Annotated in this window: 18 protein-coding genes; 14 read left to right on the plus strand and 4 right to left on the minus strand. The window is 32.4% G+C overall.

Annotation, left to right across the window (positions count from 1 at the left end):
- Positions 1–2 precede the first annotated feature (2 nt).
- From BN4220_RS12170 to BN4220_RS12180, 3 genes are all read left to right on the plus strand, one after another.
- A complete protein-coding gene (locus BN4220_RS12170; protein WP_066716555.1) occupies positions 3–1,481 on the plus strand; it encodes a UbiD family decarboxylase in 1,479 nt (492 codons plus the stop codon).
- Between the two features lie 15 nt (positions 1,482–1,496).
- Positions 1,497–2,225: a DUF554 domain-containing protein gene (locus BN4220_RS12175; RefSeq protein WP_066716556.1), complete on the plus strand. Its 729-nt coding sequence runs from the start codon at positions 1,497–1,499 to the stop codon at positions 2,223–2,225.
- 353 nt (positions 2,226–2,578) lie between these two features.
- Positions 2,579–3,052, plus strand: coding sequence for an FUSC family protein (locus BN4220_RS12180; protein WP_066716558.1), 474 nt, complete (start codon positions 2,579–2,581; stop codon positions 3,050–3,052).
- A gap of 104 nt (positions 3,053–3,156) precedes the next feature.
- Here BN4220_RS12180 and BN4220_RS12185 read toward each other — a convergent pair whose 3' ends face one another.
- On the minus strand, positions 3,157–4,215 hold the full coding sequence (locus BN4220_RS12185; RefSeq protein WP_066720913.1) for a YeiH family protein: 1,059 nt from the start codon (positions 4,213–4,215) through the stop codon (positions 3,157–3,159).
- A 195-nt stretch (positions 4,216–4,410) separates the two neighbouring features.
- On the opposite strand from BN4220_RS12185, the gene BN4220_RS12190 reads away from it, so the two are divergent.
- From BN4220_RS12190 to BN4220_RS12200, 3 genes are all read left to right on the plus strand, one after another.
- Positions 4,411–5,289 (plus strand): LysR family transcriptional regulator, encoded by an 879-nt coding sequence (locus BN4220_RS12190; RefSeq protein ID WP_066716561.1) that lies wholly within the window; start codon positions 4,411–4,413, stop codon positions 5,287–5,289.
- 319 nt (positions 5,290–5,608) lie between these two features.
- Positions 5,609–7,267 (plus strand): hypothetical protein, encoded by a 1,659-nt coding sequence (locus BN4220_RS12195; RefSeq protein WP_066716568.1) that lies wholly within the window; start codon positions 5,609–5,611, stop codon positions 7,265–7,267.
- A 353-nt stretch (positions 7,268–7,620) separates the two neighbouring features.
- Positions 7,621–8,697, plus strand: coding sequence for a hypothetical protein (locus BN4220_RS12200; protein ID WP_066716570.1), 1,077 nt, complete (start codon positions 7,621–7,623; stop codon positions 8,695–8,697).
- Positions 8,698–8,702: 5 nt separating this feature from the next.
- On the opposite strand, the gene BN4220_RS12205 is transcribed toward BN4220_RS12200, so the two are convergent.
- Positions 8,703–9,893, minus strand: coding sequence for an IS256 family transposase (locus BN4220_RS12205; protein ID WP_066715751.1), 1,191 nt, complete (start codon positions 9,891–9,893; stop codon positions 8,703–8,705).
- A gap of 337 nt (positions 9,894–10,230) precedes the next feature.
- Between BN4220_RS12205 and BN4220_RS12210 the strand changes: the two genes are divergently transcribed.
- Positions 10,231–11,985, plus strand: a complete 1,755-nt coding sequence (locus tag BN4220_RS12210; RefSeq protein ID WP_197467929.1) for an ATP-binding protein — start codon at positions 10,231–10,233, stop codon at positions 11,983–11,985.
- A 42-nt stretch (positions 11,986–12,027) separates the two neighbouring features.
- Positions 12,028–13,164, plus strand: coding sequence for a response regulator (locus tag BN4220_RS12215; RefSeq protein WP_066716575.1), 1,137 nt, complete (start codon positions 12,028–12,030; stop codon positions 13,162–13,164).
- A gap of 224 nt (positions 13,165–13,388) precedes the next feature.
- On the opposite strand, the gene BN4220_RS12220 is transcribed toward BN4220_RS12215, so the two are convergent.
- Complete coding sequence (locus BN4220_RS12220) at positions 13,389–14,513, minus strand: IS91 family transposase (RefSeq protein ID WP_066713097.1); 1,125 nt, start codon at positions 14,511–14,513, stop codon at positions 13,389–13,391.
- A gap of 178 nt (positions 14,514–14,691) precedes the next feature.
- Between BN4220_RS12220 and BN4220_RS12225 the strand changes: the two genes are divergently transcribed.
- The 5 genes from BN4220_RS12225 (at position 14,692) to BN4220_RS12245 (ending at position 23,315) form a co-directional block, all read left to right on the plus strand.
- Complete coding sequence (locus BN4220_RS12225) at positions 14,692–18,831, plus strand: collagen binding domain-containing protein (RefSeq protein WP_066716576.1); 4,140 nt, start codon at positions 14,692–14,694, stop codon at positions 18,829–18,831.
- Between the two features lie 158 nt (positions 18,832–18,989).
- Complete coding sequence (locus tag BN4220_RS12230) at positions 18,990–19,517, plus strand: DUF6933 domain-containing protein (RefSeq protein ID WP_066716578.1); 528 nt, start codon at positions 18,990–18,992, stop codon at positions 19,515–19,517.
- An 86-nt stretch (positions 19,518–19,603) separates the two neighbouring features.
- A complete protein-coding gene (locus BN4220_RS12235; protein ID WP_082812287.1) occupies positions 19,604–21,223 on the plus strand; it encodes a multicopper oxidase family protein in 1,620 nt (539 codons plus the stop codon).
- A 393-nt stretch (positions 21,224–21,616) separates the two neighbouring features.
- Positions 21,617–22,573, plus strand: coding sequence for a tRNA dihydrouridine synthase (locus BN4220_RS12240; protein WP_066716581.1), 957 nt, complete (start codon positions 21,617–21,619; stop codon positions 22,571–22,573).
- Positions 22,574–22,595: 22 nt separating this feature from the next.
- Positions 22,596–23,315, plus strand: coding sequence for an alpha/beta hydrolase (locus BN4220_RS12245; RefSeq protein ID WP_066716584.1), 720 nt, complete (start codon positions 22,596–22,598; stop codon positions 23,313–23,315).
- A gap of 98 nt (positions 23,316–23,413) precedes the next feature.
- On the opposite strand, the gene BN4220_RS12250 is transcribed toward BN4220_RS12245, so the two are convergent.
- Positions 23,414–24,046, minus strand: a complete 633-nt coding sequence (locus BN4220_RS12250; protein WP_066716588.1) for a YesL family protein — start codon at positions 24,044–24,046, stop codon at positions 23,414–23,416.
- A gap of 377 nt (positions 24,047–24,423) precedes the next feature.
- Between BN4220_RS12250 and BN4220_RS12255 the strand changes: the two genes are divergently transcribed.
- Positions 24,424–25,377 carry an ABC transporter permease subunit gene (locus BN4220_RS12255; protein WP_066716593.1) on the plus strand — a complete coding sequence of 318 codons (954 nt, stop codon included), beginning with the start codon at positions 24,424–24,426 and terminating at the stop codon, positions 25,375–25,377.
- Positions 25,378–25,385 lie beyond the last annotated feature (8 nt).

Genomic DNA, 25,385 nt, shown 5'->3' on the forward strand with positions numbered 1-25,385 from the left:
ATATGTCAAAAAAGAAAGTAAATGATTTACGTTCTGCTTTGGAACTGTTACAAAGCATTCCAGGGCAATTGGTTGAAACTGATGTAGAAGTTGATCCAATGGGAGAATTATCTGGGGTTTATCGTCATGTGGGAGCTGGCGGAACGGTTATGAGACCAACGCAAGAAGGACCAGCGATGATTTTTAATAATGTAAAAGGACATCCTGGTGCAAGAGTAGCAATTGGTTTATTAGCAAGTCGTAACAGAGTTGGACACTTACTGGATTGTGATCCTAAGAAATTAGGCTTTTTATTAAAGGAGTCCGTTGCCAATCCAATCCCTCCAGTAGTGATTCCAAATGAGAAAGCAAAATGCCAGGAAGTAGTACATTTAGCATCCGAAGAAGGCTTTGATATTCGTAAACTCGTACCAGCGCCAACCAATACCTTAGAAGATGCTGGTCCATATATTACACTTGGTATGTGCTATGCTGCGAATCCAGAGACAAAAGAATCCGATGTAACAATTCATCGTATGTGTTTCCAGTCAAAAGATGAGATTTCAATCTTTTTACAACCAGGAGCTCGTCATATTGGCTATTTCCGCGAATTAGCAGAAGCTAAGGGAGAAGCACTTCCAATCTCCATTAGTATCGGTGTGGATCCAGCGATAGAAATCGCATCCTGTTTTGAGCCACCAACAACACCACTTGGATACGATGAATTACAAGCAGCTGGAGCCATTAGAAAAGAGCCAGTAGAACTTGTAAAATGTTTAACTATCGATGGTAAGGCAATTGCAAACGCTGAATATGTAATTGAAGGTGAAATTCTTCCGAATGTTAGAATCCGTGAAGATATCAATTCAAATACTGGAAAGGCTATGCCAGAATTCCCTGGCTATTGTGGACCAGCCAACCCAGAACTTCCAATTATTAAAGTAAAAGCAGTAACTACAAGAAAGAATCCTATTATGCAGACTTGTATTGGACCAAGTGAAGAACATGTTTCCATGGCTGGTATTCCTACAGAAGCAAGTATTTTAGCCATGGTAGAAAAGGCAATGCCAGGTAAATTACAAAATGTGTACTGTGCTTCTAGTGGCGGTGGTAAGTATGTTGCTATCATGCAATTTAAAAAATCAGTGCCTTCCGATGAAGGACGCCAAAGACAGGCTGCATTACTAGCTTTTAGTGCATTTGCAGAATTAAAACATGTCTTTTTGGTTGACGAAGATGTGGATTGCTTTGATATGAAAGATGTTATGTGGGCAATGACTACTAGATTCCAAGCGGATATTGATATGATTCCGATTCCAGGTGTACAGTGCCATCCACTGGATCCATCCAATCAACCAGAGTATTCAAAGAGTATTCGTGCAAGAGGCGTTGCATGCAAAGCTATCTTTGATTGCACAGTACCTTTTGATCAAAAAGAACGTTTTGAGCGTGCAAAATTTATGGAGGTAGATCCAAAACATTGGCTACCTGATATGTTTTAGAAAAGGAGAAAGATTATGCCAACGGGAGTAATCATTAATGCACTATCTGTATTTTTAGGAGGAATTTTTGGAGCACTGATCGGTAATAAGTTACCTGCAAAATTTAAAGCAGACCTTACATTAATTTTTGGTATTTGTTCCATGGGTATGGGTATTAGCTCAATTGGACTTATGAAGAATATGCCTGCAGTTATTTTTGCAATTGTAGTTGGTACCGGTCTAGGCTTAGCAATTCATCTTGGTGGTTTAATTAATAAAGGGGCTAGCCAAATGCAAAAGCCAATAGCAAAACTATTTAAAAATCACAATTCAAGTTTATCAGAAGATGAATTTTTAGCAACGCTGGTAACTATTATTGTATTATTCTGTGCAAGTGGAACAGGAATTTATGGTTCCTTAGATTCTGGAATGACTGGTGATAGTACAATTTTAATATCCAAATCCATACTTGATTTCTTTACTGCAGCGATTTTTGCTTGTAACTTGGGATATGTTGTATCTGTTGTTGCAATACCTCAATTTATTATCTTCTTTTTGTTGTTCCTTGGGGCGAAATTTATCTTCCCTTTAACAACTCCAGACATGATTGCAGATTTTAAAGCTTGTGGTGGATTTTTAATGATTGCTACAGGATTTAGAATTGCAAAAGTGAAAGAATTTCCGATTGCAGATATGATACCGGCTATGGTTTTAATTATGCCTTTTAGCTGGCTTTGGGTAAATTGTATTATGCTATTGCTTTAGGAAAATAAACAAATAACTAAAAAGAAAGCATTGATAAAGAAGGAACATCATTTATCTATGCTTTCTTTTTTTACAAAAATTAATAAAAAATCTTTGTGAAAATGCTAAGCTATGAAAAATCTTTCTATAGGAATTATGTAAGTGGTTATATAGCATAGATTTGTACTTATGATTAATGATTAGGAAAATACTTACATCTTGAATATTAATATTATAATGGTATAATATAATCGTCATACTACACTTAAAAATGTAAATATATTTAAAATGTTGCATATGTAATAATAGTAGTGCTTCAAACTATAAAGGGTTGAGATAAATCTAAGAAATCATCGTTTGGAAAGGAACTAAATATGAAAAGGATAGGTGCAAGAAATGTAAAAACAGCGTTATCTGTTTTTATATGCTTGATGCTATATCATATAATAGGGCAACCATATTCACTGTTTGCATGTATTGCAGCTGTTATCTGTACACAAAATACAATAGAGAACTCTTTCTTAGTTAGTAAGGGTAGAGTTCTTGGAACAATAATTGGAGGAATATTAGCATATTTCTTTACAATATTGTTTGGCGATAACCCCGTAATGATTACCTTAGGGATCGTCATATTAATATACTTTGGTAATTTGATTAACAAAAAAGAAGCAATTTCAATGTCTTGTGTAGTATTTCTTTCCATATTAATTAAGTTAGAAGATATGAATCCGTTGGTTTATACTGTTTATCGTGTAGTAGAAACTACCATTGGTATTGTTGTATCGATTATTGTAAACAAATATCTACCAATTGAAAAATTGAAGTATTTTTCAAGAAATAATCAGTAGAAGCTATAATTACTTATCAAAATAAAGTGCTTCTAGCCAATATAATCAGAAGGGGTGTAGCAAAATAGAGTTAATCTATATTGCTACACCCTTTATGTACATAATTATAAAATTCCAAGTATATTTTGTAAAATAAGACTTACCATTGCAATGGCAATCCAACAGCAAAAGCCCATAGCAATTGGTTTTCCACCTTTTTTAACTAAGGTAACAATATTTGTATTTAATCCAATTGCACACATAGCCATAACAATAAAGAATTTACTTAATTGTTTTAAGAAATTAAATGATTTTACAGCTAAGCTAAGTGTTGCTCCAGTACAAAAACTTGTAATAAGAGTTGTAATAACGGAGGCTAATATAAAATATAAAATAAACATAGGAAAGATTTTCTTTATTGAAATCGTTGTTTCAACATTGGTATTTTGTTTCTTTTCCTTATTAATTCGAATAAATGATAATACTAATGTAATTGGTATGATTGCTAAAGTTCTAGTTAATTTTACAATGGTTGCATACTCTAAAACAGTTCCACCTGTTCCATGCAACGTATCCCATGTTGCTGCAGCAGCGGTTACAGAAGAGGTATCATTGATTGCAGTACCAGCAAATAAACCGAAACCAGTATTGGATAATCCAAGGATTGAACCTAAGGTAGGGAAAATAATTGCTGCAATTATATTAAATAAAAATATAACTGAAATTGATTGAGCGATTTCTTCGTCATCGGCATCAATCACTGGCGCAGTAGCAGCAATAGCAGAGCCACCGCAAATGGAGGAACCAACCCCAATTAAAGTTGCAGTTTTGCTAGGGATTTTCAATGCTTTATGCATTAAATATGCTACAATTAGAGATGTTGAAATGGTAGAAAGAATAATAGGAAGTGAATCCATTCCAACTTTTTTAACAGTAGCAAGGTTTAAACCAAAACCAAGTAATATAACAGCATATTGTAAGATTTTTTTTGAAGTAAAGCTTATGCCATCCATAAAAGCGGATTTATCTTTTATAAGGATCGATAAAATCATACCAATAATCATTGCTATCACTGGAGCGCCAACCACTTCAAGCGTATCAATAGATTTTACCAAGAACCATACTGGTAATGAAATCGCTAGGCATAATAAAATACCTTTACTTTTGTTTTTTAAAACATTCATCATGTTTCTCCTTCTTTTGTTTTTCCTAATCTTACAAAAAATAATTAATAATGTAAAATTATTTATCTTGATTAATACATAAAAAAATATTATGATTAAACATAGAATTAGAAAATAAGTAGAACAATAATAGATAAATTCCTTTTTAATAAGAAGGAAAGCAATTGTTTAGGATTATAAAGAGGAGTATAAATCATGTTAGATTTTCGAATCGAAACATTTTTGTGTGTATGTAAATATATGAGCTATACCAAGGCTGCGGAAGAACTAAGAATGACGCAACCAGGCGTATCACAACATATCAAATACTTAGAAAACTATTATGGAGGTAAGCTTTTTACTTACAAAAATAGAACATTAACGCTAACAGAAGCAGGGATTGTTTTAAGAGATGCAATGATATCGATTAATCATGATAATATGCATCTTAAAAAGACAATCAAGGATCATAGCACAAATATTAACACTATCAAATTTGGAGCGACTCTTACCATAGGAGAGTTTATGCTACCATTAAAAATTATCGATTACTTAAAAGAAAATGTTAATACTCAAATTGAATTTGTAATTGAAGACACAAAAGAATTATTAACATTATTAGAAGATGGGATCATTGATTTTGCAATTGTTGAAGGGTATTTTCAGAAAAGTGAATATGAGTCAATAATAGTATCAAATGAAGAATATGTGTTGGTCTGCGGTAAGGATTATCCGTTAGAGGATACGATTACTATTGAAGAGCTATTAACACATAAATTAATTGTACGAGAAAATGGTTCTGGAACGAAAGAAATTTTAGAACGTTATCTTTCAGAAAAAGGGTATTCCTTTTCTGACTTTGCAAATTTATCAACCATAAACAGTATTCATGTAATCAAACAATTGGTGGAACAAGGATGTGGAATTAGTTTTTTGTATGAAATTGCAGTAAGGAAGGAAATTGAAGAAGGAAAACTTAGAAAGATTAAGATACCTGAATTTAATATACATCATGAATTTAATTATATATGGAGAAAAAATAGCGTATTTGATGAATATTATCGATCATTATTTTCATCTATTTATAAAAAGTAGTGTAAACTGCTTTTTACAAATAGATGATTTTTTTTGCATGTATTTAATTTTTTGCTTTTCTACGGGTTCTTTGAAAATCATAGGTACTATGAATTATAAAGTAGAAATAACGTTAGTGCATAAATACCATTAAAATGAATAAAAAAATTAGAAAAAACATGATATAATTGTTGTATTATTTTAAATATAAGTGAGGTGGAGTTTAAAATAATGTGCAATTTAAACAAAAATAAATGAGGAGGTTATAAAAAAACAAGCAGTTAAAGCAAGATGAATTGACACCAGTTAATAAAAAAATTACAAAAGAGAGGTCAGCATTATGAAATTAAAAAAAATAATTATATGGCTACTGGTTATATCATTTCTTACGTCATCATTCTTATTTGGGGGAAGTAAATCAACAAAAGCAGCAGATTTTGATTCGATACCAAATACAATAAGAACATTTAAAAATTATGACAAAAGCTTTATGTCAGTTACAGGTTTTGCATCATTAGGGGTTAATGATCGAAGTGAATATCATGGAACGTCCTATTATCGTAAGGTGATGGATGGAAGAGAGTTTTTACAAGCAATTTTAGATGCCAGCAATGGTACTGTAAAGGTAATTGAAATAGCAAAAGATTTAGATTTAGGTTGGACAGCATTAAATCTAAGTAAAGAAGAAGCGAAAAAGTATAGCTTTGTAACAAAATATCCTAACCCTATGAACGGTTTTACCAATCCTTTATTAGCAGAATCCGGCGTTTCTAAATTAAGTATTGCTAATATTGATGGCCTAACTATTTTTTCAAAAAAGGGTAAAACAATTAAGCATGCTGAGATTAAATTACAAGGATCTGTTAATGATATTGTGATTAGAAATTTAAATTTTGATGAAATGTGGCAATGGGATGATACAGGAAAACATAAAGAAGTAGGTTGGTCTTTCATTAAAGTAAATGGAGCAAATAATGTTTGGATTGATCACTGTAAGTTTTCCATTGCAGCAGATGGTATGATTGATGTTGAAAATGGTGCATCCAATATAACTTTTTCCTGGTGTGATTTTGGACTAGAGGCGACTGAACATCCAGATAAAAATAGTTCCATCTATCAATCCATTAATTTTATGGAAGAAAAATATATTGCCAATGAACTTGGTGAGGCTAGCGTTTATTTAAATATGCGAAATGCCGGAGCAACGAAAGAACAGATTATGGCTTATGCCGCTTATCATAGTAAGTGTCACTTAAATGGCTCAGGGGATAAAGATTATGTAAACTACGTTGATAAAAATGGAGTGGAATATAAGGATGGCAATCAAAGAATACGATTAACACTCGCATATAACAGCTATAGTAACATTGGGCAGCGTATCCCAATGATTCGTCAAGGCGCTGGCCATTTAGTTAACTGTTATTTTGATAATTCTACCCACGAGGAAGTATTAGAGAATGTTAGCGCAATCGCTACTTATGGTAATGACAAGTTATCACGTGCATTAAACGCAAGAAATGGTGCCTCTATCGCAGCAGATACTTGTGTATTTAATGGAATTACTGAACCAATCGTTGGAGCAGAAATCCAAGGCTTAGATACGAGTAACATGAATGCTCCTTGGAATACCTTATTTCAAAATGCGTATAACAGAAACTTAATTGTAAATTCTAAGATTACTAACAAAAATGGTACTTATATTGGAAGCAGTTGGGATAACAATGGTGAAAATCTATTTACACCAGGCTTTACATGGCTTGATAAATCAACCATCGGTAATTGGGCATGGTCTTCTAAAATAGTAGGAAGTGAAACTATGAATAAATCAAATCCTCCATCCGATCCTTTCACCTTTGAATATAATTATGATGAAGAATTAGCATATACATATAACGTACTTCCACTAGATAAAGTAGAATCAACGATTAAAAAATATGCTGGAGCAGATACCGTTAATATGAATCCAAAAGATTGGTTAAAAACTGAGTATACAAAATAGTTAAATAAGTATTATTTAAACTCTTATAAGAAAATATAAAAAAATAAAAAATATGAAGTTGCAGATGGATTAATAGAACATCTGCAACTTTTTTTTATGAGAGAAAATAAAAGTATAAATGCTTTGTCCTTATAAGAATTTTTTGTATTTAATTCATCTGCACTTTTTTCATGATGGGATATTGAAAGCTGTAGTTAAAATTGTACCGCTTAGGATAACTACTTATAATAGGAAATTAAATTTGCTAAAAATGGTAGGAAGTATTTTAACATTAACATAAAATGGTATATAATGTAGATAAAATGACTGTAATATAGGTATTAAGAAGTGCTTTAATATACGGAGGATATGTTATGAAAAAAATAGTAATAATGATTTGCTTAGGCGTTTTAATAACGACATTTTTAATTTCATATACAGATCCATTAAATAGGAAGCAATCACCTGTTGCCGAAGAAGGGGTGATTGATTTAACATCATGGGATTTTCATAAAGATGGGGTAGTCACACTTCAAGGGGAATGGGAATATTACGATAAACAGTTATTAGAGCCAGAGGATTTTGATGAAATAACGGGGAAAAGTCCAGAGTTAACTGGTTATAATGTATCGAAATCTCAACGTAAAAATCTAATAAAAAGATTAACATATAGTGATAAAACCTATGGAACTTTTCGTGTAACCGTTAAGATAGATAATTGTGATCGATATTTTGGAATAAAAATAAACAATGAGAAAATCTATGCCACAAATAAACTATTTATTAATGGTGAGAGAATTGGTTTTAGCGGTGATGTCTTAGAACAAGAAATAAAAAAGTTAGACAGAAATGCATATCAAGTATTCTTCCAAAACAACTCAGATACCATGGAAATAATTCTGCAAGTAAAAGATTTCTATCAACCATTCTCACTGGATGAATATTATTTGGTTTTAGGATTACAACAGGATTTAAATTCAAGTGAAATTATTAAAAATGCCACTGAATTATGTGCTGCTGTATTGTGCTTTTTGATCGCCTTATATTATATTTATGTATATTTTGGTGGGAAGAAAACAAAAGAAATTAAGTTTTCAATTTCGGAATTCTTAAGTCTAACTATGTTTTTCTTATTTTCAGGTGAAAAATTTATTTATTGGGCATTTCCGAATATCAATTTAGAAATTTATATAAAAATATTATATCTTTCTATTGCTTGTATCCCCTATTCAATCGTAGGATATGCTAATTTAGTAGCAAATAAGGTAGTATCCGATGGGATGTATAAAATCATCCGTAATGTATTTTACATATATTCAATCTTATTAATAATTACCCCATATAAAATAAACATATATTTTATTCAAAGTATTTTTATACCGATTTTAATATTATATTTGTATATGATGTTTCGAATCGGATTTGTAGGTAGTGTCAAGAATTTTGTGTAAATAGATTATGAGTACCTCTCAGTAAACATATCCTGAAGGGAATCATAACTGCTAGAAAAACCTCTGAGTTTCTTGGATGACCATGATTCATTATAGGAAATGACCTTGTAGTAAACTAACTTACTGCAGGCATCTTCTGTTGGTAAAGAGTCTTTGGTCTTGATCAGGCGACGTACTTCCTTATTGAATCGCTCAATCCAATTCGTTGTATAAATGGATTTACGGATTGAAACAGGATATTTGTAGTACGTAAATAAATCCTCATCATTTAACCAGGATTCCACTAAACGTTTATAAGATTTACTCCATTTCGTTGAAAAATCATCAAGTGCAACTTTACACTGATCATAGTTTGGTGATTCATAGACTACTTTCAGATCAGCTGTAAATTCATTGATGTCTTTCTTTCGTACACTGCGGATGGAGTTTCGCACTTTATGAACAATACAACGTTGAATATCAGCTTTCGGATACACACGGTGAACAGCATCATCTAAACCATTGAGACCGTCCATTACGAAGAGAAGAACCTCATTTACACCGCGATTTTTAAGTAGACGTAGGTTATCTTCCCAGACATAAGCACTCTCATTTACTCCGATGAAGAAGTCTAATACTTCACGATAACCATCTTCATCAACGCCTAGGATGAAGTATACAGCATCACTTGATACAGTATCTCTTCTTAGCTTGATATGAAGTGCATCGATGTATATAACGGAGTAGCGTTTTTTGAGAGTTCGATTATGCCATTGTTCGATTTCTTCCAATGCAACATCGGTGATATTGCTTACAGTTGCAGCACTATATGAATTACCATAAAGCTTTTCTATAATACCTGCAATTTCACGTGTAGATGCACCGCTGGCATACATTCGAATAATCATTGTTTCTAGCCAATCGTCACGTCTTGCATAAGGAGGAATGAGTTGTTGCTCAAACTCATTGTTACGATCACGAGGTATCTTGATTCCTTCAATTGTACCGTATTTGGTCTCATAGTTACGACTGTAGTAACCATTGCGTGAGTTACCCGTACCATGACCTTCCGGGCTGTATTTTTCATAATTTAAAACGTTAGTGAGTTCCTCTTTCATTAAGGTTTCCATGGTTTGTTTTAACAGACTAAGAATATACTCTTGAAAAAAAGAGTTTAAGTCTAGATTTTCTTTGTGATTTTTGTTATCATAAGTCATAGGGAAGTCCTTCTTTCTTGGTTTGGTGTTTTTCTTCGTCGTTAAACATTCTACCATGTCAGATGGAACTTCTCTATTTTTTTTATTTACACAAAATATTTTACACTATCGATTTGTATTACAAAAATACAAACAAAATAATAATTATAATAATGAAGCAACGATTTATCTAATATGCCTAGCTTGTATCTTTATCCATTATTATAATAACATTCTTTATTATTGGAGTCTTGTTTCAACTAAAATAATAAGTTTTTTAGTAGCAATCGTATTTATATTTTTATCTCAAATTTTCCTAGCTTTCCGTTATGCGGATAATTATAAAAAGATGGATGAGATGGAAAAGGTAAAGGATGAGTTTTATATGAATTCGTCCTATGTTTTAAATGCACCTTTACATAGTATTTTAAATATTGCAACCTCTGTAATTAACAAAATTGATGAACATGAGAACATGTATCGTGAGGTACTTTCTGATGCAATTATGATACAAGATATTACTAGTAATTTAATTGAAATTGTCAATGCAACCTTTGATGCTACACTTTTGCAGAATAATCAATTGAAACTATCAAAAACACCAATTGATATGAAGATAGAAATTGAATTATTAGTCGAAAGTATAAAAGAGTTACTTGATAATAAAAGAATTGAAATTGTTTCAGAAATTGGGGAATCATTAATTGTTATAGCGGATGAGGGGAGAGTTCAACAAATATTACATAACCTTTTAACGAATTCCATTTATAGCATGACAGAAGGGAAAATTATTATAAAGGGAGCTCAAAAGGGAAAGATGGTTTCCATTTCAGTCATAGATAATGGATGTGGTATTTCTAAAGAACAGCAAGAGGAGATATTTAAACCTTATGTATCATTTCATTCCGAAGGAATTGGACTTGGGTTATATTTGTCCCGTCAGTTAGCGCTACATATGGATGGAAATCTTAATTTAGAATGGTCTAAATTAGGAAAAGGGAGTCAATTTGTATTAACATTACCTTCTTGTAGTGAGGAATTTAATGCGGAGGAAGAGAAGAATATAGGAGTTCGATGTATCAATCAATTTAATCCTTATTCTCATAGCACGGTAAACGCAGAAAGTAATTCTAAAACCATATTGATTGTTGATGATGAGATGTTTAATATACAAACGGCAGCTATTATCTTAGAAAGTGAAGGGTACAATATTGTTTCCGCTTGCTCTGGACATGAAGCTCTTAAAATGCTTGAGAAGTATAAAATTGATTTGGTAATTTTAGATGTGATGATGCCAGGGGTTTCTGGGATAGCAACCTGCAAAAAAATAAGAGAGAAGTATTCCATAATTGAGTTGCCGATCTTACTTTCTACAAGAATTAATGTAAATAATGATGTAAACCTTGGCTTATTAGCTCAAGCAAATGATACGATAACAAAGCCTTATATGGAAAAAGAGCTTAGGGCAAGAGTTAAAACCTTAATTTCACTAAAAACTTCATTTGAAGATGCAGCAAAAAGTGAGCAAGCTTTTTTACAAGCGCAGATTAAACCACATTTTATATACAATGCAATCAATACAATTATCTCCTTTTGCTATACAGACTCTGAAAAGGCTGCTATGTTGCTTGCTGAATTTAGTAAGTATTTAAGACTTATATTTGATATCGATAACATGAATATGTTTGTATCCGTTCAAAAAGAGCTAGAATTAGTAAAAGCTTATGTTGAGATACAGAATGCAAGATTTGGGGATCGATTTATTGTTAAGTATGATATTGATCCTATATTACTTGAGGAACAGATTCCTTCATTGATGGTACAGCCTTTAGTGGAAAATGCAATTAGACATGGATATTACCAAGTACAAGGAATAGCATATATTTATATTTCAATTAAAAAAGTTGATGAGAGGATAGTTATCGTAGTGAAAGACAATGGTATTGGAATGTCGAAGGAAAAGTTAGAGCTTCTAAAGAATAAGGAATATAAGACAACAGGAGTTGGGATTTGGAATATAAAACGAAGAATTGCCAAAATGAAAGACGCAACGATAAACATTCAAAGCGAAATTAATAAAGGGACGATGGTAACAATCACAATGCCAATTTAATTGTGGGAGTTTAGACATCGATGTCGATGAAAGAGAGGTATTATGAAAGTTGTAATAGTTGATGATGAGCTACCAAGTATTATTTTAATGAAAATGTTAATGAGTAAAAATGAATATCTTGAAGTGATTGGAGAATTTACAAATTCCTTAAAAGCACTTGAATATATTAAAGAAAACGTTCCTGATGTTATTTTTGTTGATGTTGAAATGCCGCAGATGACAGGGGTAGAACTGGCAACAGAGGTGATGCATTTTAATAGTAACATTCAGATTATATTTGTAACTGCTTTTGAAAAATATGCTTTGAAAGCATTTGATGTGAACGCTGTTAATTATATTTTAAAACCAATTACAGAAGAGGCATTAAATATAACAGTAACACGTCTTTTAAAGAATTATAATTATAGAGAACAAAATTTTTCATATCAGCAGGAAATAAATAAAATTGTGACGTTAGGGGAATATACTGTTTTCGGCAATCCCAGTGGTGAAAAAGTTCAATGGGCAACGGCGAAGGGGAAGGAGTTGTTCGCTTACTTTGTTTTACAAAGAGGGAAAGAAGTAGATAAATGGACACTTTGTGATATTCTATTTCCAGAAATGATTATAAAAAAAGCAGAACATAATTTACATAGTACAATTAGCAGATTAAAAGCTGCCCTAAAAAATATTGGAATTGAGAATATTATTTCTTGCGTAAAGGGAAATTATAAGATTGATATGTCTATGTTTTCCTGTGATATTTGGGAATGGAAAGAGTGGATTGAAAATAATCCTATCATAACGAAAGATAATCTATCATACTATGAAAAAGCGTTAAGTTTGTACGCTGGAGATTTATTTGCACCTGAAAATTATGTGTGGGCCTTGCCTGAACAAGAAAGAATAAATAAAGAGTTTATTAATAGTATGAAAAAGGTTGCTACATACTTTATGAATCGTGATAATTATAAGAAGGCAGAAGTTTATCTACTTGAATGTGTAAAATTAGATCCATACGATGAGGATATTGTAGAGCTATTAATGAAGACATATTACTTTACAGGAAAACGATTTGAGATGAAAAAAGTTTATAATCAATTAGAAGATATCTTAAAGGATGAGCTTAATGTAAAACCAAGTGAATCGTTACAAAATATTTATAGAGAAATGCGAGTTAATAATTTAAGAAAAATATAAATGGAGCTACCCTACAAATAATGCGTTTATTCGTTTGTAGAGTAGCTTTTTTAATTATTAGGAAACTTCTCAAATCTGAAAAATAGTGTATAATAGAATAGAAATAAAAAATTGCATGACAAAAGAGCGAAGTGCGGACTTCGCGATGACTTTGATTATGATGTTTTTTGTTTTTGGTTCGAACTGCATTATTTGACGTTTGAGAAAGAAATTAGAGATTGGATTTATCCATATCCCATTGCCTTTCGATATTGTTCAAATAGTGCAGTTTTTTTGTGGTAAACTTCTAGAACCAACATAGAAGAGCCACACTTCGAACATTTTAAAGGATCATATCCGAAGTTTAAAAGAATTGATTGTCTCCAATCAAGCAGGGATTTTAAGAACTTACGTTTTTCATCAGAAAGATATTTAAAAAGATGTTTTTCCTGCTTGTGATGCTTGGCATAAATACCGTAGTATCGCACCATTTTAAAGTGTTTTTCAGGTATATGTATAATCAGGCGCTTGATGAAATCAAGTGCAGGAATTGTTTCGGTTACAAGAGAATTATCTTCATGTTTTTTATAATGGAAAGTAACTTGTTCACCATCATAGTGATCAATACGTGAGGAAGCGATTACTGGTCTGCCAAGGTAGCGAGTGATATATTTCACAGTCTGATCAGGAGTACAATCATTCGGCTTTGCACGAACGTAAAACCCATCAGAATGTAGCGTATACATTTCATTTTTTATTTTACGAAAAGAAGGACCGATACGATTCGTTAAGCGATCCAAAAGAACTTTTCGAAAAGCTTTCCGTAGAAAGTGATAATCAAAGTGTTTAACAATACGCCAGGGAGTATGGTTGCCAGCTCCACCTTCAGAGATAAGAGCATGGATATGAGGATTCCACTTCAAATCTCGACCAAAGGTATGAAGAACACAAACAATACCAGGAGTAAAGTTTTCAGATTTATTCAATTTAGAAAACATACGAAGAATTGCATCACGGACTGAATGAAAAAGTTCACCAAGAAGAGTGCGTTCGTTTAGAAAGAATGCACGCAGTTCTTCGGGGATAGTAAAAACGCAATGTCTGTGTACACAAGAAATAAGCTTAGATGATATGCGAAAAGATCGTTTTTGATTATACATGTTTCCACAAGAAGGACAAAAACGGCTTTTGCAGGTATAAGGAACAAACTTAAGCTCACCACAATCAGGGCAGCCCCAAAAGGCACCACCCTTAGATGAATCACCACAGTCTATCATCTTATTTACATTTTCAATGACAGACTTACGTGGATGTAAAATATATAGTATCTCTTCATAATGTTCTTTAAAAATCTCTTTTAATCTACTCATGATACTATTATGAAGGAAGTTTAAGAAAAAAGAAACCCCTTCCCCTCATGATTGAGGGGCCAGGGGAGTTGAGAGTGTCGTAGACACTTTGTTCTGTCATTTTAAGTAATTTCTTGTGAGTTTTTTGTGAGAATCAATTGATATAGTGTAAGTAACAATATTTCAAGGAGGAAAAAGTATGAAGAACAAAAGGAACTTAACTTATCTTCTTATAATAACTTTACTTATACAAATGATTCTACCGATGACAAGTATAAATACGTATGCAATGCTAAATGAAAATAACTTAGAGTCGGCTGAGAATGAAGTTGAATTGATTCAAGTAGCATCTGGGTCTGCGATAACACCAGAAGTTGCAACAGGCTCTGCGTTTTATATTAATAGAGTAGAGATTAAGGATCAAGATGGACATGACTTTAAAGGCACAGTAAAAACAGATTCAAAGATAACATTAGGATATCACTATGAAATACCGAATGAAGAAATAGTAGATACCACAAAGGTACATACTCTCACCATACCAGATGAGATTAAAATTATTGAAGAAAAAGAATTTGATCTTATGCATGGTACCAGGGCAATAGTAAAAGTTCACATATATAAGGATAATACAATTACCTATCAATTTTATGACGCGGTGAATGATACAGAGTTTTTGAATGATAGGGAAGGGTATATTGAGATATATAGTGAGTTTAATAAAGAAGTAATTGGAAATGAAGGAGAAAGAGATATACTGTTTGAAATCGCTGGGAATGCTTCATATCCAGTCAACGTTAAGTTTGAAAAGATAGATGAAAAAGTAGATATTTCAATCAATAAATATGGTAGCTATGATACGAGTACCAATGAGATTACATGGACAATTGAAGTTGAGCCTAAGTCTGTACCGTACTTAATTCCTGTAACTGGGGCTGCTATCACAGATATTATCCAGAAAGGACAAGTATTTGTACCGAATTCAACAGCGCTAAATGGAGTTGAAACTACCGATAATTTTATTTATGATGAAAATACGAAGACCCTTACCTATACATTTGATGGTGCAATAAATACAACTGCAAATGAAAAGAACGTGATATCCTTTAAAACTAAGGCGAATACGGATGCGTTCATATCAGAAGACCAATGGGTACAATTTAATAATAAAGCACAGATTAGTTATACCGATATTACAGGTGAGAGTAAAACAGAAGATAGTAAGGAAGCTACCGTTGGAACCACAGTTAATTTTATTGATAAAAGTGGTAGTTATTTAGCACAGGATCAAGTGATTAATTGGACCGTTAGCATAAATAAAAATAATTTAACCATCAAAAATGCTAAGCTTATTGATAAAATTCCAAAGGGATTAACCTTAGATGAAAGTTCAATTAAAATAGTGAATAAATCAACTGGTGAAGCATTTACTACAGGAAGTTATCAGTATAAGGATGACATATTTACATATGAATTTGAACAAGATATTAATGCAACCTATGACATAACCTACACTACAACCGTAACAGATCCTGACGCGTTTAATACAAATAAGAAAGAGTTTAAAAATGAAGCTCAGTTTATAGGTGATGGGGTACCGGATAATGCTAAGGCTGGTTTTCTTGTAGGTATAGCAACGAATATTATTAGTAAAAAGGGAGTTAAATATGACCCAAAAACTCATATCATATCTTGGGAGATAGTTGTTAATAGCAACAAAATAGCCATTAATAATGCAATGATTAGTGATGATATTCCATCTGGTTTGAAATATGTAGACGGTTCATTGGTAGTTACTAAGGATGGTAGAGAAGTTAACCTAAATGGACTTACCTATACTGATCTACCAGATGATGCAAAGAAAACTGGTAATTTTACATATAAGTTTGGTGACATTAGTGATACCTATGTCGTTACTTTTAAAACAGAAGTACTTGATAACAATGCTTATGCTACAAATGGTACGAAATATTATGAAAATATAGTTTACTTAACCGGAAAACATCCTACGACTGGTAACAATATTGGTGATGAGGCCAAAGGCACACAACAAGTAACCAGCGAAGTAATAAAAAAGGAAGCAGCGGGATATGATCATATAACTCGCGAAACATCTTGGAAGATTATAGTAAATAAGAATGAGATGTTAATGGACAATTCTTACGTAGAAGATGTAATTGGTAAATATGAAGAACTTGTAGATGGTTCTGTTATGATCAATGGAATGAAAGCTACCTTGGGAGGTAATGCCGATGTAAAAGGTACTTACTATTATGATAAAGCGACTAAGAAGTTGACTTATAATTTTCCTTCTCAAATTACAGAAATACAAACAATAACATTTAAGACTAAGATTGTGGATTTATCTATATTTAAGACAAATGCTGACCAAAGTCTTACAAACACAGCTGTCCTGTATGGAGACGATATACCGAATGATGTTCACTCTACGGCAAGTCAAAAGATTAACAATATTTTGGTCGGCAAAGAAGGTTTCTATGTCAATAGTAAAGATTATATAGACTGGGAAGTTAATATCAATCAAAATAATATAAAAATTACAGCTCCGATTCTTGAGGACATCTTACAAAATGGTCTTGAATTAGATGCAGCAACGGTTAAACTTGTAAAAGTTGATACAGCGGCGGATGGAAAATTTGTAGAGAAAGAAGATGTAACGAAAACTCTACTTGATGTAAGCTATGATATGAAAACAAGAAAAGTAATATTCAAGTTTACAGGAGATATCGAAAGTGCTTATCGATTGACTTTTAGAACAGATATAGAACCTGCTTATAATACGGCGACTTTTAATAATTCAATATCCTTAAAAGGACTTGATAGTACTCAAATAGGACATGCAAGCGCAATTACAGTAAGCTTCCAAAATTCAAGCGGTGGTGCATCTGGTTCAGGAAGAGGAAGTATAGCAATTTATAAATTGGATGATTCAGATAAAAAACCTTTATCTGGGGCAATTTTTGAATTATTAGATTTGTATAATAATCCAATAAAAGTATCTAACGCAACAGATACAGATGGAAAAGCCTTATTCACTGGATTAAAATATGGTAATGTTTATACCATTAGAGAAAAAGTTGCACCAACTGGTTATGTGCTTAGTGATAAACCTTATAGGTTTACAGTGGAAGATAAGGATAATGCAAAAAACATATCTTATAACTTTGTTAATGAGATAATTAAAGGTAATATCCGATTTGAGAAAGTAGATGAAAAACAACAATCACTAAAAGGTGCAGCGTTTACATTGTATGCAGCGAGTGATCAAAATTTTATAACTCCAATTGCTACAGCTATAAGTGATGTAGATGGAATCGTTGAATTTAAAAATGTTGCATACGGCATTTATAAAATTAAAGAAACCTTAGCTCCAGAGGGATACCAGTTATCTGAGCAAATAATAACTGCTACAATTGGTGAGGGTGATAATGGAAAGACAGTAACCGCGAATCCATCAAGTGTCTCAAATAAAAAAATTGTAACCCCAACACCAAAACCAACAGAAATACCGACGCCGGGACCAACAGATATACCAACACCAGAACCAACAGATAAACCAACACCAGAACCAACAGATAAACCAACGCCGGGACCAACAGAGGCGCCAACACCAGGACCAACAGAGACACCAACGCCAAGTCCAACAGATAAACCAACACCAGAACCAACAGAGATACCAACGCCTGGACCAACAGAAACGCCAACACCAGGACCGACAGATACACCAATACCAAGTCCAACAGAAACACCGGACCCAGGGCCAACGAATACACCAACACCAAGTCCAACAAAAACACCAGACCTAGGGACAACGAATACGCCAACACCTGGACCAACCAAGGCACCGGAGCTAGAGCCAACAAAAACACCAACACCAAGTCCTACAGAAGCACCAGTGGCAGAACTAACCATTACTCCAACTCCAAAGGGACGTATCAAAGAGAAAACCCCGAAGAATAGTCCTAAGAATGGAAAAGTAGAAGTGCCCGAAGGTGGAAATCCAACAGTAAACGAATCTCCTGTAAATGGAAAGATAACCGTCGATGAGGATGGAAATTGGACGTATACACCTGATAAAAACTTTGTTGGTAAGGATAAATTTACTATTACAATTACTGATGAAGATGGACAAAGAGAAGATATTATAATTGAGATTGATGTTGGGGACGTACCAAAAGGTAATGCTATAGTAGATAAAGAACTTCCGAAAACAGGAGAGACTTCACCATGGATTTTTTATATTGTAGGAGGTTTTATGGTATTAATGGGAATTAGCGGTTTTGTTTTAGGAAAGAAAAAAATAAAAGCAAGGAACTAGAATTTATATCTAAAAGGAAAGCATAATTAAGTGAGAGCTTAATTTATGCTTTCTTTTATGTTGTAAACAGCAAATATACTACTTATAATGTGTAGTAAAAGTAAAAGTAAAAGTAAATGTAAATGTAGAAAAAAATTGTGAAGATTGGAGTAAAAAAGATGCAATTAGGAATAACAATTCCACTTCAAAAACATTTGAAAATGAAGGCACCTTCGTATGGAGAACCAATAGATCTATTTTTTTGTTGGGAGATACATGTAATTAAATATCAAGGCAAAAATACTTTGGTTGCTGTTAACGCAAATAATAGATTTATAGTTTTATTAGTAGGAATGAAAGCCGCTGATTGGAAAGACTTAACCACTCGAGTAGAAGAAGCAATTGAATTAGGAATGCTAAGTGAAGGCTATACAAAAGAGCAAATTGATTCTTATTTCAATTTAGCAGGAGCTCCTGTTATAACAAAAACACATGGAAGAAAGCCAGTGGCAGGACTGAATAAAGCTATAGAATTTTTGTACTATATTGCAGATCCAATAGATCCAGATAATCTATATCAACAGTTACATTGTAAGATTATCAACAAAGATATATGTTCACCAATAGGATTTGAGGAATATGGCTATCCAGTAGAATTCTTTAAAAAAGATATGGAGCGTCTAGGAATCATAAACAATATTTCTTAATAATCGACATGAACAGACACAAACCAACAAAACTAACATACAATATCATATCTAATATTGATTTTAAAAATAAAGAGGTGTTGTTTATGTTTAGTTATACAGATTGGGATTTTCAAGAATGTGAAGAATGTGAAGAGTGTAGTAAACAAACGATTAATATAGATCCTTCAGACCCGAATACGATTCCTAAATTTGTTGATTCATTGCCTATACCAAAGATAGCAGAACCAACATTACCATATAACAAATCAAAAGACAATGAAATTATGTATAATATTACAATGTTAGAAAAAAAGCATAGATTTCATAAGAACTTTCCGTTAACAAAGGTTTGGGGCTATAATGGATACTATCCTGGACCAACAATTGAGGTTCCAAAGGATGTACACATAAAAGTAAAATGGGAAAATAAATTACCAATAAATCACCTATTCCCTGTAGATCACACGCTCCATGGAACAATGGATACTCCAGATGTCAGAACGGTCGTACATTTGCATGGTGCTAATGTGGATGCAGAAAGCGATGGACATCCAGAGGCGTGGTTTTCAAAAGATAATAAGTTTGTTGGCCATAAGTATACGAGAGAAATCTATGAGTATACAAATCATCAACCAGGTGCAACTTTATGGTATCATGATCATGCAATAGGAATTACAAGATTAAATGTGTATGCTGGATTGGCAGGATTCTATCTCATACGTGATTTCTTAGAGAAACGGCTGAATTTGCCCGAGAGACCTTATGAAATACCAATCATGATACAGGATAAACAATTTAATCCAGATGGATCATTGTTTTATCCTGACAATGCTACACCTCCCGTTGATAATCCAGTTCCATCCACACCTTCATTTTTCTTTGGAAATACCATTGTTGTAAATGGTAAGATTTGGCCGTATATGGAGGTTGAGCCTCGTAAATATAGATTTCGTATTTTAAATGCATCTAATTTACGTGCGTATGACCTAAAATTGAGTAATGGCGAAGTATTTCATCAAATCGGAACAGACCTAGGCCTATTACACCATCCTGTGGAAATTAATTCCTTTATCTTGGAACCTGCCGAAAGAATTGACCTTATTGTTGATTTCTCAAAGTATAAAGGAGAAGAGATTTTATTAGAAAACACAGTGCAAGGGCCTCCGACTCCAGGCATGGAGAATATTATGAAATTTAAAGTATGCAAAGAATTAACCTCACCAGATACAAGTACGATTCCAAATGAATTAATGCCTAAGCATAACATAAATCCTGCATTAGCAAGGGTAGAAAGAACGATGAATTTAGATGAAACAACGGATCATTACGGAAGAGTTATGCATTTATTAAATGATAGTATGTGGAGTGACCCAGCCACAGAAAGACCAAAATTAGATACCATTGAAATCTGGCATCTTGTGAATCATTTTAATTTTCCACATCCAATTCATCTTCACCTAGTTCACTTTGAAATATTAGGCAGGAAGGAATTTACGGCTGATGATTTCGATGAACATGGAAACTATAAGTTTAATATAGATAATTTAACCCCACCACTTGATTATGAAAAAGGACCAAAAGATGTGGTAAGGACTGAACCTGGTCAAGTAACATCCATTGTAATGCATTTTAAGGAGCACACAGGGGATTATGTTTGGCATTGTCATATTCTTGAACATGAAGACTACGATATGATGAGACCACTTATCGTTGAAAGAAATTAATAAGTAGAATCTTGAGGATTCCATTAAAAAACTAATAAGTTGGTTTCGAGGTGTCCCATTGAAAGATTAATAAGTAGGATTTGAAGTAATCCGTTGAAAAAATAAATAAGTAGGTTTTAGAGGCGTCCAGATGAAAATAAGGACGCCTCTATTTTGGTTGCGTGATTAAATAAAACCATGTATAATAGCCGATAGTTGACATTAAATTAAAGATTTAGTATTACGTATTTATATTTAAATATAAATTTACTATACTCATTTATTACGCACATTTATTATACGCATTAATTTTACGCATTTACTATACACATTTATTATGCGCCTTTATTTTACAAAATTATTTTACGAATCTACTTAATGAATTTACTTTACAATAGAAGGAGTTTAATCAATATGAAGTTTTATTTCGCACCGATGGAAGGTGTGACTGGATATATTTATCGAAATATTCATCAATCTTACTTTCCAAAAGTAGACAAGTACTTTACGCCGTTTATTGTAGCGAATCAAAGTACTAGTTTTAAAACAAGAGAGCTACAAGATATAAAGCCAGAACATAATCAAGGAATGAAGGTAGTTCCTCAAATACTTACAAACAATGCAAATGACTTTATTCAAACTTCTAAAAAAATAAAAGAATTTGGATATGATGAAATTAATTTAAATCTAGGATGTCCATCAGGAACAGTAGTTGCAAAAAATAAAGGCTCAGGTTTTCTTTCTCAAAAAGAAGAACTTAATAACTTTTTAGAAACTGTTTTTTCTGCTGGAGTTACAAAGATATCGGTTAAAACAAGATTGGGTATTGATGATCCTGAACTTTTTTATGATTTAATAGAGATATATAATAGGTACCCAATGGAAGAACTTATCATTCACCCTAGAGTTCAAAAAGATTTCTATAAAAACAAGCCAAATTTAACTGTATTTGCAGATGCTCTTAAATTAAGTAAGAACAATATATGTTACAATGGAGATATTTTTACAGCGGATGATTATCAAAAATTCGTCAATACTTTTCCTGAAGTAAAATCCATTATGCTTGGACGTGGGTTGATTGCGAATCCATGTTTTATAAATGAGATAACCGGAGGAACTGTGCTAAAGAAAGAAATTTTAAAAGAATTTCATGATCGTCTTGTTGTAGATTATAGAAAAATCTTATCTGGTGATAGAGATGTTTTATTTAAAATGAAGGAAGTATGGCACTACTGGTCTTGTATGTTTACGGATTATGAGAAGTATGCTAAAAAGATTAGAAAAGCAGAACGATTTTCTGATTATGAGAAGGCAGTAGAGACTTTATTTCTAGAACAAGAGATAAGAAAGGGAGCAGGATTTATATCATAATATAAATGAGGGAGGTTTACCTTTGAAAAAGTATAAGAATTTAAAGCGTGTATTGATTGCATTGGTCGCAATTATATTATTAATTATTGGGGGATTTATTATTTATACATCCAATTACTATCATGCTGATTTTAACGTTGAAGAATTTGTTACAAATGTAAACGATGTAAAAGTCACCACAAAAAATGAGTATACTATTGTGTCACCGAAACAGCCTACAGATACTGGATTTATTTTTTATCCAGGAGGAAAGGTTGAAGAAACTTCGTATCTACCACTTTTAGAAAAGTTAGCACAAGAGGGGATTACCTGTGTACTTGTTAAAATGCCATTTCGTCTTGCTGTATTTGGTATAGACCGAGCTGATGATATATTTGATTTACTTCCTGAAGTTACAGATTGGTATATTGGAGGACATTCCCTTGGCGGAGCTATGGCAAGATCATATGCATTAAAACATGAAGATGTACTTTCTGGAGTTATATTACTTGGTGCCTATGCAACCGGCGAGCTTAATATTCCAGTAATCACAATCTATGGTTCAAATGATGGAGTGATAAATAGAGAAAAGCTTTCAACATCACCAAATCGTAAAGAAATCGAAGGTGGAAATCATGCGTATTATGGTAATTATGGTGAACAAGCAGGGGATGGAACCGCTACGATTACAAGGCAAGAGCAGCAAGAAAATTGCGTTGATTTAATAACAGAATTTATGAGTGCTCAAGTCAATAACAAATAGTAAGGAATAGCTACAAAATCATTATTCTAATTTTAATAGAAGCTTAAAGTTATTTTATATAGCTCTTTTTATTGTAAGTTAAGAAACAATAAAGAGAGCTATAATTTTTTAGTATCTGTTACATCTTGCGGTTCATATTTCTTAAATACACGTATATATAAAAAGGAATTGCAATAAGCCAGAAAGGCAAATCCAAGAAGAATCATAAATATTTTAGACCATGGAAGGATTTTGCATAAGTAAATAAAAATACAATTGATTAAAACAAGTAAAATCGTTGTTTTTATATTATGTAGTGCTATTAAAAAAGAATTTTTAATACTTTGTGTCATGCTATTTTTAAATCTTGCTAATAAAGGGAAGATATAAAGAAAACTTATAATCAGTAGAAAAGAAAACAGTGTAATTGAAACTGTGATTGCATTTCCAACAAAATTATCAAGAGTTTGATAGACAATAAGAGCAGTAACTAAAATATAGCTAATGATAAGATATAAAATCCAAAGGATAGTTGACTGAGCAAAGTTTTCCTTCCAAGCTTTAAAATAATTTTTAACAATATAACCATGTTCCTGACGAGCTTCTTGCATGGTGACATAATAAAGAGAAGATAAAGAAGTGCCTATCGTAAATAATGGGAGACAGGTTATTATAAATAAAATATTTAATAAAACAAATTCAGACAGAGTAGTTATAAACTGAAAAATTGGACTTTCTATATTAAATTTCATATCGCTCCTCCTTAATATGCATCACCATATAAAACACTTAGAAGAAATAAATTTTCTTAAATCTTAAATTCTATTTAAATTCAAAACCATTCTTCGAATGATTTAAAACTCTTACTATTTAATTCAGATATTTTAACCAATTTCATATATTCTCTACTATAGATTAAATGCTTATCATAAACACGTCTACATCAAACTTAGCATGTAAAATACACGAAAAAATAGACATTTTTTTGTTAGAAAAATAAATGTGTAATTAATACTATATACTATATAAAATTTTTACTGTATTAAAGAAAAAAGAAAAATGTTAGCATTTATTTAATTCGTGGACTGTTTTTTTGAAAATAGGAGTACCAAAGCTAGGAGGTTACAACATGCAGAAACTAGTATCAGAACAGACGTATCACAGTAAGAAAACAAAAATGAGAGGGAGCAAGCAAGGAAAAAAAATGTTTTTATACATATTACCCTTTTTATTGTCATCCTTTGCATTTTCTTATTTTCCGTTACATGGTTGGATATATGCTTTTTATGATTTCAAGCCACCTCTTAAATTATCACAGTGTCAATTTGTTGGATTGAAATGGTTTCAGATGTTATTTGCAAATCCAACTCAGTTAAAACAGATTTTTAAGGTAATGATAAATACCTTCGCAATGAGCGGATTAACAATAGGCACCTCCTTTTTACCTGTTGTTTTTGCAATTTTTATTAGTGAAATTAAATGTAAATGGTTTAAAAATTTTGTGCAAACATTTACGACAGTTCCTAATTTTATAAGCTGGGTTATGGTGTATTCCGTTGCATTTAGTTTATTTTCAAATACAGGAATGGTGAATGCAATCTTTCAAAATATTGGAATCATAGACGCACCAATTAAATTCTTAGACAGTGATTCTCATACTTGGCTTAGTATGATTTTATGGTATACCTGGAAAAGCCTTGGCTGGGGAGCAATTATGTACTTAGCTGCAATTGCAGGAGTTGATCAAGAATTATATGAAGCAGCTAGGGTAGATGGAGCAGGGCGTTTTAAATTAATGAGATATATCACCTTACCTGCCCTAATGCCTACCTTTTTTGTTTTATTAATATTATCCATAGCAAATTTCCTTAATAATGGCTTAGATCAATATTATGTATTTCAGAATTCCTTTAATAAAGAACACATACAGGTACTTGATTTATACGTATATAACGTTGGTATGACAGGACGCAGCCCATCCATGGCTACTGCAATCGGTATGCTTAAGAGTATTGTTAGTGTAACTTTGTTATTTATAGTGAACCAAGTTTCTAAACGAACACGTGGCGAATCTATCATATAGGGAGGAAA

Source organism: Clostridium sp. Marseille-P299, from assembly GCF_900078195.1.
In the GTDB taxonomy this organism is placed as follows: Bacteria; Bacillota; Clostridia; order Lachnospirales; family Lachnospiraceae; genus Lachnoclostridium.